Raw genomic sequence first — 17732 nt, forward strand, 5'->3', positions numbered from 1 at the left:
CTCAACAAAAAATCTCTGTAATACCTTTTTCATCATCTCTTCAGTCTATTCTATCAACCATATTTGACAAGGAGCCTTGGGTGTAATTGACTCTCTTCACCTCAGATTTGGTACAAATGCTATTAATTGGCTTTTGAAAAACAAAACTAGTATAGTGTAATAACTCATAACTGGAGGGGAAAAAATTGAGAAAACTTTATCGTTCCAGAGAAAATAAGATTTTAGCCGGTGTTTGTGGAGGCTTAGGTGAGTATTTCGAAATTGATCCAGTTATCATACGACTTTTGTGGATTGTGTTAAGCCTAGTTTGGGGATTTGGGGTTATTTTGTACATAATCGCAATTTTTATAATCCCACCGCAACCTCAAGGAAATCGTTATTCTGATGAACATTTAGAAGAAACACCCGGAACCGAGCACCATCATATTTCACATAATCTAGAAGATGAAGACAGAAAAGTCGTTATAGGGTTGTTTGCATTACTATTTATCGTAATTGGGCTAATTATTTTGGTAAGTATAATAACTCCTTCGACATTTTTCTTTAGAAATTTTATCAAAATCGTGATAAGTATATTATTGATCGGAATTGGGGCATATTTGATTTCCAAATCAAGAACAAAAAAATAGTTCAGGCCTTCCTGAAAAGTTATATAGTTCCCTTTATCTTGAAAGTCGAAAAGGGCCTTTTGGCCCTTATTTTTCAATAGGCAAAAACAAAGAAAACACAGTTCCTTTTCCAACTTCACTCTTCACTTCTATTCTTCCATCATGAGCATTAACGATCTCTTTAACAATTGCCAATCCTAATCCAGTACTTTTTTCACTGCTTGTCCTTGCTTTATCTCCCCTATAGAAACGATCGAATATTCTATTTAAATCTTCTTTAGGAATACCTCTACCAGTGTCTTCTATAGATATTTTAGCAAAATTACCTCTTTTAACAGAAGAAATAGTAACTTTTCCTTCATCCGTATACTTTAAAGAATTATCTAAAATATTTATAATAGCTTCTTTTAATTTATCTTTATCTGCCCTGATATATAGCTCTTCCAACTTTGCAACTTCTAATGCTAAACCTTTGTTGTGGTACAAAGGACTAACTTTTTTTATTACTTCTCCCAACAAAGATTTCAAATTAGTTTTGGTAAAACTGTAAAATTGAGTTTTGTTATCACTCCTGGCTAAAAAAAGCAATTTATCTATAATTTCTGACATATAAGAAGTTTCTTCTAAGATCAACTCTAAAGATTTTTTATACTCCTCTATCGACCTGTCTTTTTTCAAAGACAAACTACTTTCCGCTTGTATTATCGAAAGTGGGGTTCTTAAATCGTGAGAAACATCTGCGGTGAATTGCTTCTGTTGTTCAAAGGCTTTTTCAAGTCTCGAAATCATTTGATTCAACGTGGAAGCTAGCCTTCCCAACTCATCTTGCGTTTTTACTTTTATCCTTTCATTTAAATTATTTTCTTCGATATTTTTTGCCGTATCTATAATTTTTTCAACAGGTTTAAGAGAACTATCGGCATAAAAAAATCCCCCTATCCCAGCCAGGATCATTACCAAAACACCAGTTGATATCAGAATCATTTTCAAACGAGCCAAAACATTCTCTATCTCATTAGTAAATCTTCCAATGATTATGACAACATTCGAATTTTCTTTTAGCTTTGCAGTTGAAACATAAAATCTAGTGTTCCAATTGAAGTCGGTGGTTAAATTGAAGAAAAATGTTTCGCCTGCATTGGCTTTTTGTACCTTCCCCTGAATGTCTGGTATTTTTATAAGATAGCCATAAAACCTTAATAAACTAGCATCATCACTATAAATGTAAATCATTTCGTTTGGCAACGCTTTTATATTTTCAATATCTTCAACATTTTCTGTTTTTTCTAATACTCCTTTAAAATCACCCATTCTTGTCAACAAAAAATTATCAATATTATCATATAGGCTGTAGCTTAAAGCATAATAAGAGCTCAGCCCAAATACTAAAAGCAAAATGGCCATTATTAGTAAGTACCAAACGGTCAATTTGAACTTTATGCTCTTAAAAAAACCTAAGATACCGTTAACCTGTAACCAGCTCCTCTAACAGTTTCTAGAATTTTACCCTCTTTATCTCCAATTTTCTTTCTCAATCTTCTTATATATACATCTATAACGTTTGAATTCCCTTCAAAGTCGATATCCCACATTTTCTCCTCAAGAATAGTCCTTGTAACTACTATTCTTGGGTTTCTCATAAAATACTCCAAGATATTGTATTCCTTTGGGGTTAATTTCAATTTTTTCTCTCCCATCCAAACCTCTCTTGTTAAGGTGTTTAAAGTTAAATCTCCCACTTTAAGAATCGGGTTGCGGGTAAAACTTTCTCTTCTTAGCAGAGATCTAACCCTTGCAAATAATTCATCGAAATCAAAAGGTTTTACCAAATAATCGTCTGCTCCGGAATCTAAACCCTTAACTCTGTCTCCCACACTATCTTTTGCAGTTAGCATCAATATTGGAGTATTGATATTTTCTTTCCTTAAATTTTGACAAACGGTTATCCCATCTTTTTTTGGTAGCATTATATCTAAAATTATCAAATCGTATGAAGAATATTTTGCATAGTTTTCTGCTTCTTCTCCATCGTAAACAACGTCGATACAGTATCCTTCTTCCGTAAGTCCCCTTTTTATTATATTAGCAAGTTTTTCTTCATCCTCAACAACAAGGATTTTCATACTATCCACCTCGATAATTAATATTCTATCACAACTAATTTTCTGACTTTCAAATTAAAGTTTTATGAAAAAAATAACTTTTTAATCATTCATTTTTTTTACTATAAAACTTTCAGTTTAAGTTAAGTTCACTCTCATAGGAATTTCATTCCTGAATTATAGACTAATAGTGTAAAGGGTGGAGGGAAGGGAATACCAAAACAAGGAGGTGAAAGAGATGACCAAAAGACTATTAGGAACACTGATTATAGTGACTTTTCTAATCAGTGGATTCGTGTTTGCTCAGTTACCTGAACAACCACCTGCAACATCAGAAGAACCAGGAGAATTAGTGGGAGTTCCAATAGATCAACTAATACAAACCGTCAAAGCCACAATACCGGAAGGAACCCTAGTTTCTATAACTGCTGATAAAGGACTTTTCGGTAAAGATAAAGGCACTTACACTTTCAAATTCGACGATGGAACAGAAGTTCAAGTGGACAAACAAACCGGAGAAATATTGTCCACGAAGGAAGGGCAAACTCCATCTGAAGAAACTTTGAACCTCTTATCCATGGTAAACATATCTTTAGAGGAAGCTGTAAAAACTGTTGTAAGTGCATATCCCGAAAATATGTTTCAATCAGCAAAGATAGAAGCAGATGAAACAGGTAATCCTGTTTACACAATTGAACTCTCTGACTTAACAGTGAAAGTGAATCCATCTAATGGTGAAATAATTTCTCCTGAAGGAGAAGTAGAGATGCCACAACCCACTGAAAGTATGCCGAGCGAATCAGGGATTTCCACTGAAGAAAGTACTCCCGGGACTTCCACTGAAGAAAGTACCCCCGGAGAATTTGAACCTCCACTAAATGAAAACTTCTAAAATCCTCCCAGTTCAACTTCCCCTGCAAAAAATCTGCAGGGGAATTTTTAAATATTAACAAACCACATGAAAAAAGCTGCCATTGAAGCTATCGTCAAATTATCGTTTAACCAACTACCAAACCCTTCCACCACAGTTGCCGAAAGAGCACCCACAATCAAGCTCACATAAGCAAAAGATAATACACCTGCTACAGGTCCGGCTATTTTCCAGGCGTTAGTTGTGCTGACATTTTTAGTTCCTTGTTTTCTAATATCCTTTCCAGAAAAAATTTTTGCAAAAATAAAACTCCATGGTATCGAACCGATAAGATAACTTGCAACCAACGAGATAAAAAATTTTATATATTGATCACCTCTTATTTTTAATTATACTCTACTTTTCAAATCTTTAGAAAAAATGAGAAAAATCAACCTAATCAAAAATATTTGCATTTAATTGGATTACATTGACCATAATTAAGTAAAATCAAGTTTGACTTTTTGTTTATTTTAATTTAAAATGGATATGAATAAATTCGATTTTAGAATGAATTAATTAAAGGAGTTAGAAAAACATGCCTAAAAGCAGGAGGTGATTTATAAACGGTAAAAAAGACTCATTATTTGTCGAAGATGATAACAAGTACTCTGATTCTTGGAGATTTAAAAAAACCAAATTACAGGAGGTGTTTGTGGTGAAAAAGTTTTTTTTAGTGATATTGGTTGTTTTTCTGGCAAGTTTATATATGGCTGTTGATCTAACAATGTACGTTTCGGATGAAATTATGGCAAGAAATATGTCTTATATCGTGGAAATCTATAAAAAAGAACATCCAAATGTGAATATTGATGTTGTTGCCCTTCCTTATTATGGAGGGTTCATGCAAAAAGTTTCTCTATCAATTATGAGCGGTGAAGTTCCCGATTTAATTCAAATAACAACAGCTTATATCCCTCAAGTTGACGACTATCTCATAAATCTGTCCCCTTACATCCAAGACAATTTTGGAATGTCTCCACAAGAATTTAAAAATCAGATATACGATGTAACTAGTATTTATATGGGGAGTGGAGATATTATTCATGCTGTTCCTCTTGAATTTACAGTTACAGGATTGTGGGTAAATAAGGAAATGTTTGAAAAAGCTGGGATAACTTATCCTCCTTTGGGAGGAAGAGAAGAGCCGTGGTCTTGGGAAGAGTTTAAAGAAACTTTATCAGAGATTAAAAAAGCAAACAAAATACCATATGCACTTTCTTTTGATTACTCCACTGATAGATTCTTTAGTTATTTAAGCTTATGGGATATACGTGTTTTAGATGACGAATTAAATTTTGTGTTGGATACGTACGAAAATGCAGAAATTGCGATACAAGAATTTCTTAACCTTTTTAAAGATGGTTATATTCCCAAAGCCGAATGGTTAAGTGGACAAGCAGCAGATCAAGATTTTTTTAGTAGAAGAACCGCGGCGTATTGGTCAGGAAGTTGGCTGCTACTTCAAGTTTTGGATGTTTCAGAAAGCACTGGAAAAGTATTTGATCCTGCCTTTTTCCCGGAAATTAACAGTTGGTTTGGAGTTCCAGGAGGAAGCTTTCTAGGAGCTTTTGAAACTGGTAATTCAGAGAGGGAACAAGCAGCAATAGATTTTATAATGTGGATGGCTGATAAAGATGATGGATATCTCGAATTGATGAAACACGGGTATTATCTAACAGCCTATCAAAATCATCAGATCGACTATGAAAATGAAAAAATGAACGAAGTGGCAACGGTATTTGGGCAACTGGGTGAAAGAGCCCCTGTGTGGACTGCCTCATCACGTGCTAATGAGGTTTGGAGTCGACTATACGAACCAATTAGGAAACAATTATCTCTTGGTATTACGGGAGAAGTAACTCCAAAAGAAATAATACAAAATACCAAAGCAGAATATGAAAGAATAATGGAAGACCTTGCAGAATAGAAATAACAATTTCAGCTCCCTGAATTTCCTAACTTGGGGAGCTGGGATTTTTCAAAAGGAGGTTCTCAAGTATAATGCATAAGTGGATAAAAAATAGATTTATTTTTTCTATTCCGTCGTTAATATTTTTTGGTATTTTCGTCTTACTACCGATAATCTTGATTTTTTATCTTTCCTTTTATTCTTGGGACTTGTTACATCCGATGAAGTTCATAGGATTAAAAAACTTTGTAGACCTTTTTTCAGACAAGTGGTTTTGGAATTCGATTTTTGTATCTTTTAAATATACTTTCTTATCGGTCCCAATAACTTTTATGCTTTCATTGATCTTAGGTGTTTTTTTGCAAGATGAAGATAAATTCTCAAAAATCTTTAGAGCATTCTTTTATTGGCCTTATATGGTCCCTTTGGTTGCAGCTGGTACAATGTGGAAGTGGTTGTTATCGACTGATACAGGTCTGGTAAACTCAATTTTATCTCGACTAAACTTTAACATTGTATCCTGGTTAGAAACCCCAAACTTAGCTTTATTATCAGCAGTATTGGTTCAAGTATGGGTATTAACAGGATTCATGATGATGCTTTTTATTACTGGATTACAAAATATTCCTCATGAACTCCAAGAGGCAGCTATCGTTGATGGAGCAAATAAATTCCAACTTTTTTGGTATGTTACCTTTCCATTATTAAGAAATACAAATATATTAGTGCTTATACTTTCAACCGCTTATTGCTTTAGAAGTTTTACAATAGTCTACATTCTCACTACAGGTGGACCCGGATATGCAACAACCGTGGCACCTCTGTATATTTACCAACAAGCTTTTTCTTCTTATAGAATAGGTTATGCCTCTGCAATGAGTTTAGTGTTCCTTATTATTGTGTTTATAATTTCCTACTTGGCTTTAAAGGCACAAGGTACAAAAAGCGAGGAGAGAGCATGACAAGAAAAATAGTTGTTATCATTTTAGCTATTATTTTTATGATCCCGGTTTACTGGACAGTAGCTTCTTCATTTAAAACGATGGGAGAAATCTACCAATATCCTCCTACTTTTTTCCCTCAAAATTTTTCACTTGAAGGATATATAAGCATCTTTAAAAATCTGGATGTGATGAGATACTTAGGAAATACTTTATTCGTTGCAATAGTTTCTACTTTTTTTACAGTGTTTCTTTGTTTAACTATAGGGTACAGTTTAGCAAAAGGAACTTTTAAAGGCCGATCATTTTTAACTAATTCGATAATGGTTACACTATTCATTACTGCTCAAGTTACTATGGTGCCTCTGTTTATAATAATTAGAAGACTGGGCCTAATGGATTCTCTATGGGGTTTAATTATTCCAGCGGTATTCACTCCCACAGGGACTTTTACAGCTGTACAATATATGAGAGATATACCCAACGAATTCTTGGAAAGTGCGAAGATAGATGGTGCAACAGAGATGCAAATATTTGCTAAAATAATCGTGCCTCTTTCAAAACCTTTAATAGCTGCTTTATCTATTTTTTCATTTACTTGGAGATGGAACGATTTTATCTTACCTTTGATAGTCATCAACAGAAGTGAATTATACACTATTCAACTAGCTCTTTCAAGCTTGCAAGGGCAATATGGAATTCCATGGAACGAAATTTTAGCCTTAACCGTACTATCAATTATTCCGACCTTGATAATATTTTTGCTATTCCAGAACTTGTTCATGAAAGGTTTAACAGCTGGTGGTTTAAAATATTAAAATGTTTAAATTGATTTAAAAAGTATATTCTGAATTTAAATATGGAGGTGTAGAAATGCCAGTTAAAATTTCTTTTATAGGAGCAGGTAGTGTTAGGTACACAGTGAAATTAGTAGGAGATTTAGCAAAAACAAAGGAATTAAACGGAAGTTTAATCTCTTTCATGGACATCGACGAAGAACGATTAAATGCCGTAGATAACCTAGCTAAAAGATACACCGAAGAAATAGGTGGTAACCTTAAATTTGAGAAAACTACCAACCGTGAAGAATCTTTAAAAGATGCAGACTTTGTTATAAACACAGCATTATACAGGGCACCAGGCCATGAAGATGGTTATGTAAGTTATGAAATCATGCGTGATGTTGCAGAAAAATATGGTTACTACAGAGGAATAGATAGTCAAGAATTCAACATGGTATCGGATTATTATACATTTACAAACTACAATCATTTAAACTTATCACTAGATATAGCCAAATCAATTGAAAAAATATGTCCGAATGCATGGCTTATACAAACTGCTAACCCTGTTTTCGAAATTACACAATTGATTAAAAGGCTGACTAATGTAAAAGTAGTAGGCTTTTGTCATGGGGTTGGAGGTGTCCACGAAGTTCTTAAAACTTTAGGATTAGAAGAAAACGAAACTGATTGGCAGGTAGCTGGAGTGAACCACGGGATTTGGTTGAACAGATTTTTATACAAGGGCGAAGAGGCTTACCCAATCTTAGACAAATGGATAGAAGAAGAATCAAACAATTGGCAACCAAAAGACCCTTGGGATACTCATTTAGCTCCAGCGGTTATCGATATGTACAAATTCTATGGATTATTGCCCATAGGAGATACAACTAGAAACAGCACATGGAAACATCATCATAGTATACAAGCAAAAAAGAAATGGTATGGAAAGTTCGGGGGGATAGACAACGAAGTTGAAAGACCGAAGTTCTATGAAGAATTACGTCAAATAAAAAGAATGATAATTCAAGTTTCGAAAGATCCAAGTATCAAAATAACAGAAAACTGGCCTGAAGAATTCCCAAAAGAAAAAATGAGTGGTGAACAACAGATACCTTTTATAAACGCTTTAACTAATAATGTTGAATCAAGATTATTCTTGAATATCTTGAATAATGGAACAATAAAAAATATCCCTGACGATGTAGTGGTAGAAGTTCCTGTAAAAGTTAACAAAAATGGAATCTTCCCTGAAAAGATTGAACCAGAGTTACCAGAAAAGATCAAAAATTACTATATAATTCCTAGAATCACAAGAATGGAAATGGCATTAGAAGCCTTTATAACGGGAGATAGAACTATTTTAGAAGAAGTGTTGGTAAGAGATCCAAGAACCAAAAATTATGATGATATTCCTAAGTTGTGGGATGAGATATTCAATCTACCTTTTAACAAGGAAATGAAGGAGCATTATAGAAGGTAATAACGTGTTTAATAGAAAAGGTCCTAAAGCATGTTTCATAATTTTCAAAAACATGAAGAATTGAAGTAGAGGAGGTTAGAAAAATGTCTTTTTTGGATGAAAATTATTTACTACAAAACAACACTTCGAAGATCTTGTATAATTCAATTAAAGATCTCCCTATCTTAGATGCTCACAATCACGGAGATGTGAAAGAGATCGTTGAGGACAAAGGTTGGGATGACATATGGCAAGTTGAAGGAGCCACCGATCATTATGTGTGGGAATTAATGAGAAAAAGAGGTGTCCCCGAAGAAAAGATAACTGGAAATGCTTCAAATAAGGAAAAGTGGATGGCATTGGCTGAAGTTTTCCCTGAGTTCGTTGGCAATCCTACATACGAATGGATACACCTCGATCTGAAAAGAAGGTTTAAAATAGAAGATACCATTTCAAAGTATACGGCTGAAAAGATATGGCAAAATACTTCTTTATTACTAAAAAGTGAAAGTATGAAACCTCAACGATTACTAAAAGAAATGAACGTAGAAATAATGTGTACAACAAATGATCCAACAGAGGACCTCTCATATCATGAAAAAGCTAAAGATATTGAAGGAATAAAGATTCTCCCCACTTGGAGACCCGACAAAGCTATGAACATTGAAAAAGAAAATTGGAAAGATTTTGTAGAAAAGTTAGGAGAAATAACAAAAGAAAATATTGAACGTTTTGATGGGTTTTTAAATGCCCTTTACAAGACACACACAAAATTTGATGAACTCGGTGGTGTTTCAAGTGATCATGGGATATTTGAACCGATTTCATACCCCGTTGAAAGAGAAAAAGTAAAAGAAATATATGAAAAAGCATTTTCAAAAAAAGAGTTAACGAAACAAGAAATTTCAGACTTCAAATCCTTTATGTTCTATGAATTTGGGGCGATGAATGCTGAAAGTAATTGGGTTATGCAATTACATATTGGTGCGGTGCGAGATTATAGAGACAAGTTATATAATACTTTGGGGCCAGACACCGGAGGAGATATTTCAACTAGCAACGTTGACTTGGCAAATGGGTTAAAATACTTTTTAAACCAATTTGATGAAAAATTGAAAGTTGTTTTGTACTGTTTGGATCCATCGCTATTTCCAACCGTTGCCACAATAGCAAGGGCCTTTCCAAACGTTAGCCTTGGAGCACCTTGGTGGTTCAACGACAGCCCCTTTGGAATGGAGATGTATTTAAAATATATATCCACCATTGACCTTCTTAGCGACTTAGCGGGTTGGGTAACAGATTCAAGAAAGCTAATCTCCTACGGTTCAAGGACAGAGATGTTCAGAAGAGAGTTGTCTAACGTGGTTGGTGAAATGGTAGAAAAAGGTCAAATACCTATCAGGGAAGCATTTGATTTGGTGAGAGATATTAGTTACTTTAGACCAAAAAGGTTGTTTTTTGAAAAAATTTAGATAAAAATTATTAAACTCGGAGGTACCAATTTGATGAAAAAAGCATCCTTGTCTTCTTTAAAAGAAAATAATGCAGCACTTATTTTTCAATCATTAAGGATTAATGGCCCTATGACAAGGGCCAAAATTGCAAGAGAAACACGACTCATGCCTTCGACTGTGAGTTATATAACGAACCTTTTAATACATAAAAAGGTCTTGAAAGAAGTTGGAAGTGAGGATGTTTCTCGCGTTGGGAAAAAGGGTATTCTACTTGATATAAACTACGATAATTTCTTGTTTATTGGATATGATGTGGGTTCTGCATACTCAAGGGTTATTGTCTCAAGCGGGAAGGGCGACATCTTATATTCCAAAAGATTCGCCTCAGAGAAAAACGACAAATTGTTGAAGCAGATTTATGAAAATATAAAAATTGTTAAAAACAAATTCGACATAATCGGTATAGGGATGGCTTTTCCTGGTTATATAGACCCAGAAAGTGGTGTGGTTATAAGATCTCACAATATTGATATATCGAACTTTGAGGTTAAAAAGGTGATGAAAAAAGAGTTCAATCTGCCAGCTTACGTGGATCATAACACAATAATGATGGCACGGAACTTAATTTCTAACAATTCCCACAAAGAGAAAGATTTTTGTGTAATCAACATTGGTCCAGGTATAGGAGTAGGGATAGTAAGTAACGGAAAGATATTGAGGGGATATAAGAACGCTGCGGGAGAGTTAGGCCATGTTACGGTTAACCCCGAAGGAAGAAGGTGTAACTGCGGTAAAAATGGTTGTTTGGAAACAGAAAGCTCCAGTAAGGCGATTGTTAGAAATTACGAAGAAATATCCGGGAAAAAATTAGAGTGTGAAAGAAGTTGTGAATCAAAATTGGTGTATGAATTAGCCAAAAAAGGTGATGAAAATGCGATAAAAGCGTTTGAAAGAGCAGGAAAATATTTAGGAATTGGCATTGCTACTTTAGTCAATATTTTAAATCCAGAAAAGGTCTATATAGCAGGTGGAGTGTCAAATGGGTGGGAATTTCTCAAAGACTCCATTGAACAAAGTTACAACCAGCATATATTTTACGCAAACAAAGATGTAACTATTGAAGTTTCTTCGATAGGAGAATACATAACAGCTTGCGGGGCTGCGACTTATGCCTTCGAAAAATATGTAAGGGAAGAAATAATACCATGAGGAGGAAAATTTAAATGTTTACAATTTTATCGAAGAAGGGGATCTCTCTGGGTCTTGGAGATAGAATAGGGATTGCAACCACGGGCCATATAAAAGTTGCAAAAAAATACAACTTCTTTCCTGTTTTCGCACAACAAAGTATTAGAGAGTTAAATTTTACAGGAAGAACGTTTACTGATGTAAGAAAAGACGTACTAAACGCGCTTGTTGAAGAAAACTATCTTGGAAACAGTGGATTTGATGGAGATCATTTGAAAAGTGATGAGGAGATTCAATATGCTTTAGATTCGGGAATTACAATGCTCACTTTGGATTGTTCAGAACATATGAATAAAGATTCTTCTATAAAAGAACGCATATTTAAACAATTTTATAACAAAAGCTTTTTTGTAAACGATATGCCCATAGAATATTCAGATAAAAACGAATTGAATGAAATTGTTTCAATTTATGCCAGCGTTATCGAAAGAGTTATAGATGTATGGAACAAATTTCCAAAGGTAAATAAAAAAGAAGTATCTTTTGAAGTTTCAGTTGACGAGACAGATGTTCCAACAGATGAAAAAACACATTTTTTGATCTCTAAATATATCTACGATGAAGGAGTAAAAATAGATACACTAGCCCCGCGCTTCCCTGGGGAGTTTCAAAAAGGTATTGACTATATAGGAAATGTACAAGAGTTTAAAAAGTCTCTTATCAAACAAGACAAAATAGCCAAATACTTTGGATATAGGCTTTCCATTCATTCTGGTAGCGATAAATTCTCCATTTATCCTATAATAGGTGAAGTTACTCAAGGAAATTACCACCTAAAAACATCTGGAACCAGCTATCTCGAAGCTATTAAGGTTGTAGCTCAGAAAGATCCAGAATTCTTCAAAAAAATCTGGCAAACATGTCTTGATAAAAGAGAAGAGATGGATAAATATTACCATCTTTCCTGTAACCCATTCTCTGTTCCAAAAGATTTATCCCCAACAGAGTACCTCAAAAATCCAGATGCAAGGCAAACACTGCATGTTTCATATATGTTCGTTTTGAACCCACAATACGATTTCAGAGAAAAGTTTTTTGAGATCCTTACAAAATACCAAAATGAATACCATGAAAACGTTGAGAATCATATAGAAAAACATGTTAAAGAACTTAAAATTGAAGAAACAAAATAAAAACAAAAAACTAAGAAAACAGGAGCATTTATTAGCTAAACTTAAATAATTGCTAATAAATGCTCTTAATTGTTTATAATCAGATTTGACAAGTAAATGTTATTTTACTATAATTTTTCTGATTTAAAAAAAGAAAGTTACTTTCTTAATAAGAAAAGAAATATCCCAGCTCAAAAGTAAAATTATTGATTTTCCTAAATATCCGAAAGCATTAAAAAATGGGAAAATGCATGTTTTAGAATTTGTAAACTCAGTAAAAATATATTAATTAAGGAGAAAAGTGTATGAAAAAAGTTTATTTTGCAGTAGTAGGAGTTAGAAACTTTGCAGCAGAACATATCAAGTTTATAAAACAATTAGAAAATGAGGGAGAACTCAAATTAGCAGGAATAGGAATAGGGGTAGAAGATAGAAGGAAAAATTTTGACCTTGAGAAAAAATTTAAAAAAGAAGGAGTAGAGATTTTCTACTCGTATGATGACCTTTTAAAAAACGCTCGAGATTTTGTAGATGTAATCACACTACCGACTGCCATTCATACTCATAGCGAAATGGCAATAAAAGCTATGAAATACGGATATAATGTTTTATTGGAGAAACCTCCAGCTGCTACCGTTCAAGAAGTGGATAAAATTATAGAAGCAGAGAAAGAAACGGGAAAGTTTTGTTCGATAGGTTTTCATATGATTCATTCGAGATCTATCAGAAAGTTGAAAGAAATTATTTTGCAAGGAAAATTAGGGCGAATTAAAGAAATCAGTTGTAAAGCTATATGGCCAAGATATCGTTCATATTATACCAGAAATGAATGGGCCGGTAAAAGTATATACAACGGACATATTATATTAGATGGACCTATAAATAACGCGTTAGCCCATTACTTAAACAATATGCTTTACTTAATAGGTCCTAGTATGAACGAATCAATCGATCTTGAAACTGTGAGGGCCGAATTATATAGAACTCATACTTACATTGAAACAGAAGATACTTCATGTATAGAAGCTAAAGCAATTAATGGTACAAAGATACATTTCTATGTAACTCACGCTTCAAATAAAAAATTAGACCCCTATATGGTAATCGAAGGAACAAAAGGGAAATCCTATTGGGACTTTTCTGAAAAAACAACAATACTTTTAAATAATGGGGAAAAAAGAGAATTTGATAATGAAGGAATAGACCCTCATTTAGAAGTCTTTAGAATTGTAGCTAAAAAGCATTTAGGTATTATAGATGAATTATATTCCACACCAAAAAATTCACGACCATTTGTAGTAGCTGTAAATGGTGCCTACGACTCGGCTGAAAAAATTGTTCCTATACCAAAAAATTTCATAAAAGAATATGAAGAAGAAAATGAATATAAAACTGTTTTAAATAATATTGATGAAATAATAGATGAAGCCTTTGAAAAGAAAGTACTTTTTTCAGATATAGGAATCACATGGGCTCGTGCAACAAAAGAAATAAAAGTCAAAGAATATAAGTCTTTCAACCCATTTTTGAAAAAAGATGCTTAGGGGGTCTTTAATATGAAGTTATGCTTTGTAGGTTCAAGTGGCCATTATCATTATGTTGTAACGCCCTTAAGACTTTATCATAATCTGAACATAAATGTTGTTGGAATTGCTCCTGGTTCCAATGGAGAAAACATAGACAAATTACGTAAAGAAATAGAAGACTTAGGATATAAACCAAAAATATATGAAGATTACAAAAAAATGTTCGATGAAACTAACCCTGATATAGCCATCATTAACTGCTTTTTTGGCGATTTAGCTAAAGCTTCAATTGAAGCTTTAAACAGAAAGATTCATGTTTTTACAGAAAAACCTGTAGCCACAAACTTTGAAGATCTTGATTTATTAAAGGAAGCTTACTTAAAAAGTCAATGTTCTTTCACAGCTATGTTCGGTATAAGGTACAAACCATGGTTTTTAACAGCTTATAATTATTTAAAAAAAGGTGTTGTAGGAGAAATAAGACTTCTCAATGCTCAAAAATCTTATAAACTTGGTCAAAGAGAGCCATTTTATAAATATAGAGAAACTTATGGGGGCACTATTCCATGGGTTGGAAGCCATGGGGTTGATTGGATCCGGTGGTTTACAGAAGTAAATTTTATTTCTGTATATGCAGCTCATTCGAAAAAATACAATAATAACTATGGGGATTTAGAGACAAGTGCATTATGCCACTTTGAACTTGAAAATGAAATTTTTGCTTCATTATCGATAGATTACTACAGACCTAACAATGCTCCTACACATGATGACGATAGATTACGAGTTGTTGGCACAAAAGGAATAATAGAAATAATGCATAATAAAGTATATTTAATCGATAATGAAGTGCCTGGGATTCGTGAACTACCGTTAGAACAAGAAAAAAGCATATTTCTAGATTTTTTAAGCGAAATAGAGAAAAAAGGAAAATGTATGGTCACCGCTGAAGATTCTTTTGAAGTAACAAGGATATGTTTAAAAGCTCTTCAATCTGCCGATGAAGGAAACGTTATACTTTTATGATTTGAAAATCAAAGTAATCCTGAAAAAGCCAAAAATTACTTAGCATAGAAAAATTTTGAGAAATGAATAAATTTTTTAAAAAGGTTACCAAATGCAGCAAAAGTCATCATTTTGGAAAAAACAATAGAAAATACGTTAAAATATGGTTTAAATACAGTTTAGAAAAAAGAAGGCGATTTGGATTCGGGTTCACAAGTTTCTAAAAATAATATGATGTTTTACCATGAGGAGGCGAATATTTTATATTGAAGGTATTAAAAGTTGGTTAAAATGCATGTTCCAGAGTTTTTAAAGGTAGTATCCATTAAAATCTACAGGAGGTGGGAACTGTTTGCAAAAAAGGTGGTATTGAGTATGAGAGGGTATGAAGAAGTTTCAAACAACTTGATGGAGGTGTGAAAAAATGAAAAAGAGTTTATTGGTAATTTTTGTTTCCGTGTTACTTGTCGTGGCAGGATTTTCACAGGTAGCTGGAATTCCAAGAGAAGAAACTCTAATTGGTGATGTCTTAGCTGGGAGAGTGGCGGCGCCGAACAACTTTAATATTTTTGTCTCAACAGGTGGAAGAGCCCCTGACAGAGGGGTTCAACAATTGATGCTGGAACCATTATGGACGATTGAGCCTGCCAGGGGAGAAGTTATTAATTCTCTTGCAGCAGAAGGTCCTATCTACAACGAAGACTTCACACAGATGACGGTTAAGTTAAGGAAAGGGTGCTATTGGAGTGATAGTGTTGAAATTACTGCGGATGATATTATATATGGTATTGAGCTAACTATGAAAACCCCCGGAATGTCTTACCATGACCAGCTTAAACTTCACATTGATAAAGTATACAAAACAGATAATTACACTGTAGTATTTGAATTAAAAGAACCTAACGCACGATTCCACGCTAATTTTTTGGACAGATGGGGAGCATGGAGACCTTTCCCAAAACATATTTTTGAAAAAGTAGAAGATCCTGTATCTTTTGATTTCAACCCTCCGATAAGTAGTGGTCCATACGTTCTAAAAGATTATGATGTCGCCGGTTATTGGACACTTTGGGAAAAAAGGGAAGATTGGGATAGAACACCAACTGGGATGTTGTTTGGTGAGCCGAAACCAAAATACGTACTCTTTTATCACTATGGAGAAGCAACCAATGAAGTAATTGCACAAGCTAATCATAACTTAGACATTGCAGATATGACAATTGAAGCATTCCAAGCCCTCATTCAAAGGAATCCATACTCAAGGGGGTACAGAATAGAATACCCATGGGTGGTCAACACGGATCCTTGTATGACAGGTCTTATGTTCAATAATGATGTATATCCATACAACATAAAAGATGTAAGATGGGCATTAACTCTTGCAATAGATATAGTAGATTACATAGGAATAGCGTTTGATGGTACTGCAACTATGGGTGTACTTCACCTTCCTCCTACTCCTGCATATCAAGAATGGTACTATGAACCATTAGAAGATTGGTTGAAGAATTTCACCTTAGACATAGAAGTTAATGGGAAACCATTTAAACCGTACGATCCATCAGTTGTATTGAAAGCAGCTCAATACGCGAGGGAAAGAGGATACGAGGTACCAAACGATATAGAAACGTTGAAAGAGATGTTTGGTCCAGGATGGTGGAAATATGCACCTGATGTAGCGGAACAACTGTTAGAAAGGAATGGATTTACAAGAGATAAAAATGGCAAATGGTTGTTACCAGATGGTACACCTTGGAAAATTAATATTGTAACCGCTCCAAATCCTGCACAACCCCAACATAGAAACGCACTTGCTGCAGCCCAACAATGGAGAAACTTTGGAATAGAAGTGGAAGTAACTACCAGTGAAACCGTTACTACCCTTTCCTATCTAGGAGATTTTGAAGTTACAACTAACTGGCCTGCAATGGAACCATGGGGCGGACATCCTGATTTGTATCGCGTCTTTAATGTTTGGCATTCAAAATATTATAAACCAATAGGAGAAGTCACCGTTTCTCAAAATGGAGCCCCGTCAAGATGGAGAGATCCAAGAATGGATAAAGTTATAGAAGAAATGGAAAAGGTTGAATGGAATAGTGAGGAAAACCTACAATTAGGTATGGAAGGATTAAAAATAGCAGTTGAAGAAATGCCAACGCTTCCAACATTTTCGTATCCAGGCGTTATTGCATTAGATGAATATTACTGGACGAATTATCCAACTGCAGAAAATCCGTATATGATTCCCTATACTCATTGGCCAAATTTGAAATACGTACTCCCCTTCCTTGAACCAACAGGTAGGAAATAAAGGCTACAGATATAAATACATTGAGCCCCCTTCGGGGGGCTGGTGTAACACTTGCTATTTTTCAAGTGATACTTGCTACCAAGGATAATAAAATTTCTAGTTGTAGTATTCGTAGGAATAACGGTGGTATTTATTGTACCCAGGCTAACACCTGTTGATCCCATACAATAAGTTAAGACCAGAGTAAAAAGAACTAAAATTTTTGGATAATTATTCAAAATACTCTTTGAAATTTGAAATAATTCTTCAAAAAACAGAAAAGTAGTTAGAATTGGAAAATTTTTAGGTTCTCTTCCAAAAAGTGTGGGTAGAAAAAATGAAATATGAACAAATGATTAAATAATCTGGTATCATGT

16 protein-coding genes are annotated in these 17732 nt (G+C 34.1%); 13 read left to right on the forward strand and 3 right to left on the reverse strand.

Going from position 1 to position 17732, the window contains the following annotated elements:
• Positions 1 to 185: 185 nt before the first annotated feature.
• Positions 186 to 629, forward strand: coding sequence for a PspC domain-containing protein (locus tag ACW9JY_RS09670; protein WP_169925149.1), 444 nt, complete (start codon positions 186 to 188; stop codon positions 627 to 629).
• 66 nt (positions 630 to 695) lie between these two features.
• Here ACW9JY_RS09670 and ACW9JY_RS09675 read toward each other — a convergent pair whose 3' ends face one another.
• Together ACW9JY_RS09675 and ACW9JY_RS09680 are read right to left on the reverse strand one after the other, a co-directional pair.
• The gene (locus ACW9JY_RS09675; RefSeq protein ID WP_457284214.1) at positions 696 to 2012 is read right to left on the reverse strand and encodes a sensor histidine kinase; all 1317 of its coding nucleotides are present in this window, start codon (positions 2010 to 2012) and stop codon (positions 696 to 698) included.
• Positions 2013 to 2062: 50 nt separating this feature from the next.
• The gene (locus ACW9JY_RS09680; protein WP_103077075.1) at positions 2063 to 2731 is read right to left on the reverse strand and encodes a response regulator transcription factor; all 669 of its coding nucleotides are present in this window, start codon (positions 2729 to 2731) and stop codon (positions 2063 to 2065) included.
• A 217-nt stretch (positions 2732 to 2948) separates the two neighbouring features.
• Here ACW9JY_RS09680 and ACW9JY_RS09685 point away from each other — a divergent pair, with 217 nt between their 5' ends.
• Positions 2949 to 3602, forward strand: a complete 654-nt coding sequence (locus ACW9JY_RS09685; protein ID WP_457284215.1) for a PepSY domain-containing protein — start codon at positions 2949 to 2951, stop codon at positions 3600 to 3602.
• A 47-nt stretch (positions 3603 to 3649) separates the two neighbouring features.
• On the opposite strand, the gene ACW9JY_RS09690 is transcribed toward ACW9JY_RS09685, so the two are convergent.
• The gene (locus tag ACW9JY_RS09690) at positions 3650 to 3928 is read right to left on the reverse strand and encodes a glycerol-3-phosphate acyltransferase (RefSeq protein ID WP_457284216.1); all 279 of its coding nucleotides are present in this window, start codon (positions 3926 to 3928) and stop codon (positions 3650 to 3652) included.
• 350 nt (positions 3929 to 4278) lie between these two features.
• Between ACW9JY_RS09690 and ACW9JY_RS09695 the strand changes: the two genes are divergently transcribed.
• The 11 genes from ACW9JY_RS09695 (at position 4279) to ACW9JY_RS09745 (ending at position 17376) form a co-directional block, all read left to right on the forward strand.
• Positions 4279 to 5550, forward strand: a complete 1272-nt coding sequence (locus ACW9JY_RS09695) for an ABC transporter substrate-binding protein (RefSeq protein ID WP_457284217.1) — start codon at positions 4279 to 4281, stop codon at positions 5548 to 5550.
• 74 nt (positions 5551 to 5624) lie between these two features.
• Positions 5625 to 6494 carry a carbohydrate ABC transporter permease gene (locus tag ACW9JY_RS09700; protein ID WP_457284218.1) on the forward strand — a complete coding sequence of 290 codons (870 nt, stop codon included), beginning with the start codon at positions 5625 to 5627 and terminating at the stop codon, positions 6492 to 6494.
• A complete protein-coding gene (locus ACW9JY_RS09705; RefSeq protein ID WP_457284219.1) occupies positions 6491 to 7291 on the forward strand; it encodes a carbohydrate ABC transporter permease in 801 nt (266 codons plus the stop codon). The genes ACW9JY_RS09700 and ACW9JY_RS09705 overlap by 4 nt, the downstream gene beginning before the upstream one ends.
• 55 nt (positions 7292 to 7346) lie before the next feature.
• Complete coding sequence (gene aglA / locus ACW9JY_RS09710) at positions 7347 to 8738, forward strand: alpha-glucosidase AglA (RefSeq protein ID WP_457284220.1); 1392 nt, start codon at positions 7347 to 7349, stop codon at positions 8736 to 8738.
• An 83-nt stretch (positions 8739 to 8821) separates the two neighbouring features.
• Positions 8822 to 10189, forward strand: coding sequence for a glucuronate isomerase (gene uxaC, locus ACW9JY_RS09715; protein WP_457284221.1), 1368 nt, complete (start codon positions 8822 to 8824; stop codon positions 10187 to 10189).
• A 33-nt stretch (positions 10190 to 10222) separates the two neighbouring features.
• Complete coding sequence (locus tag ACW9JY_RS09720; protein ID WP_103077080.1) at positions 10223 to 11380, forward strand: ROK family transcriptional regulator; 1158 nt, start codon at positions 10223 to 10225, stop codon at positions 11378 to 11380.
• Positions 11381 to 11394: 14 nt separating this feature from the next.
• Positions 11395 to 12552 (forward strand): tagaturonate epimerase family protein, encoded by a 1158-nt coding sequence (locus ACW9JY_RS09725; RefSeq protein ID WP_457284222.1) that lies wholly within the window; start codon positions 11395 to 11397, stop codon positions 12550 to 12552.
• A gap of 284 nt (positions 12553 to 12836) precedes the next feature.
• Positions 12837 to 14075, forward strand: coding sequence for a Gfo/Idh/MocA family protein (locus ACW9JY_RS09730; protein ID WP_457284223.1), 1239 nt, complete (start codon positions 12837 to 12839; stop codon positions 14073 to 14075).
• 12 nt (positions 14076 to 14087) lie between these two features.
• Positions 14088 to 15083, forward strand: a complete 996-nt coding sequence (locus tag ACW9JY_RS09735; protein WP_457284224.1) for a Gfo/Idh/MocA family protein — start codon at positions 14088 to 14090, stop codon at positions 15081 to 15083.
• Between the two features lie 261 nt (positions 15084 to 15344).
• Complete coding sequence (locus tag ACW9JY_RS09740; protein WP_457284225.1) at positions 15345 to 15482, forward strand: hypothetical protein; 138 nt, start codon at positions 15345 to 15347, stop codon at positions 15480 to 15482.
• Between the two features lie 4 nt (positions 15483 to 15486).
• On the forward strand, positions 15487 to 17376 hold the full coding sequence (locus ACW9JY_RS09745) for an ABC transporter substrate-binding protein (RefSeq protein ID WP_457284226.1): 1890 nt from the start codon (positions 15487 to 15489) through the stop codon (positions 17374 to 17376).
• Positions 17377 to 17732 lie beyond the last annotated feature (356 nt).

The organism is Petrotoga sp. DB-2, assembly GCF_054051725.1.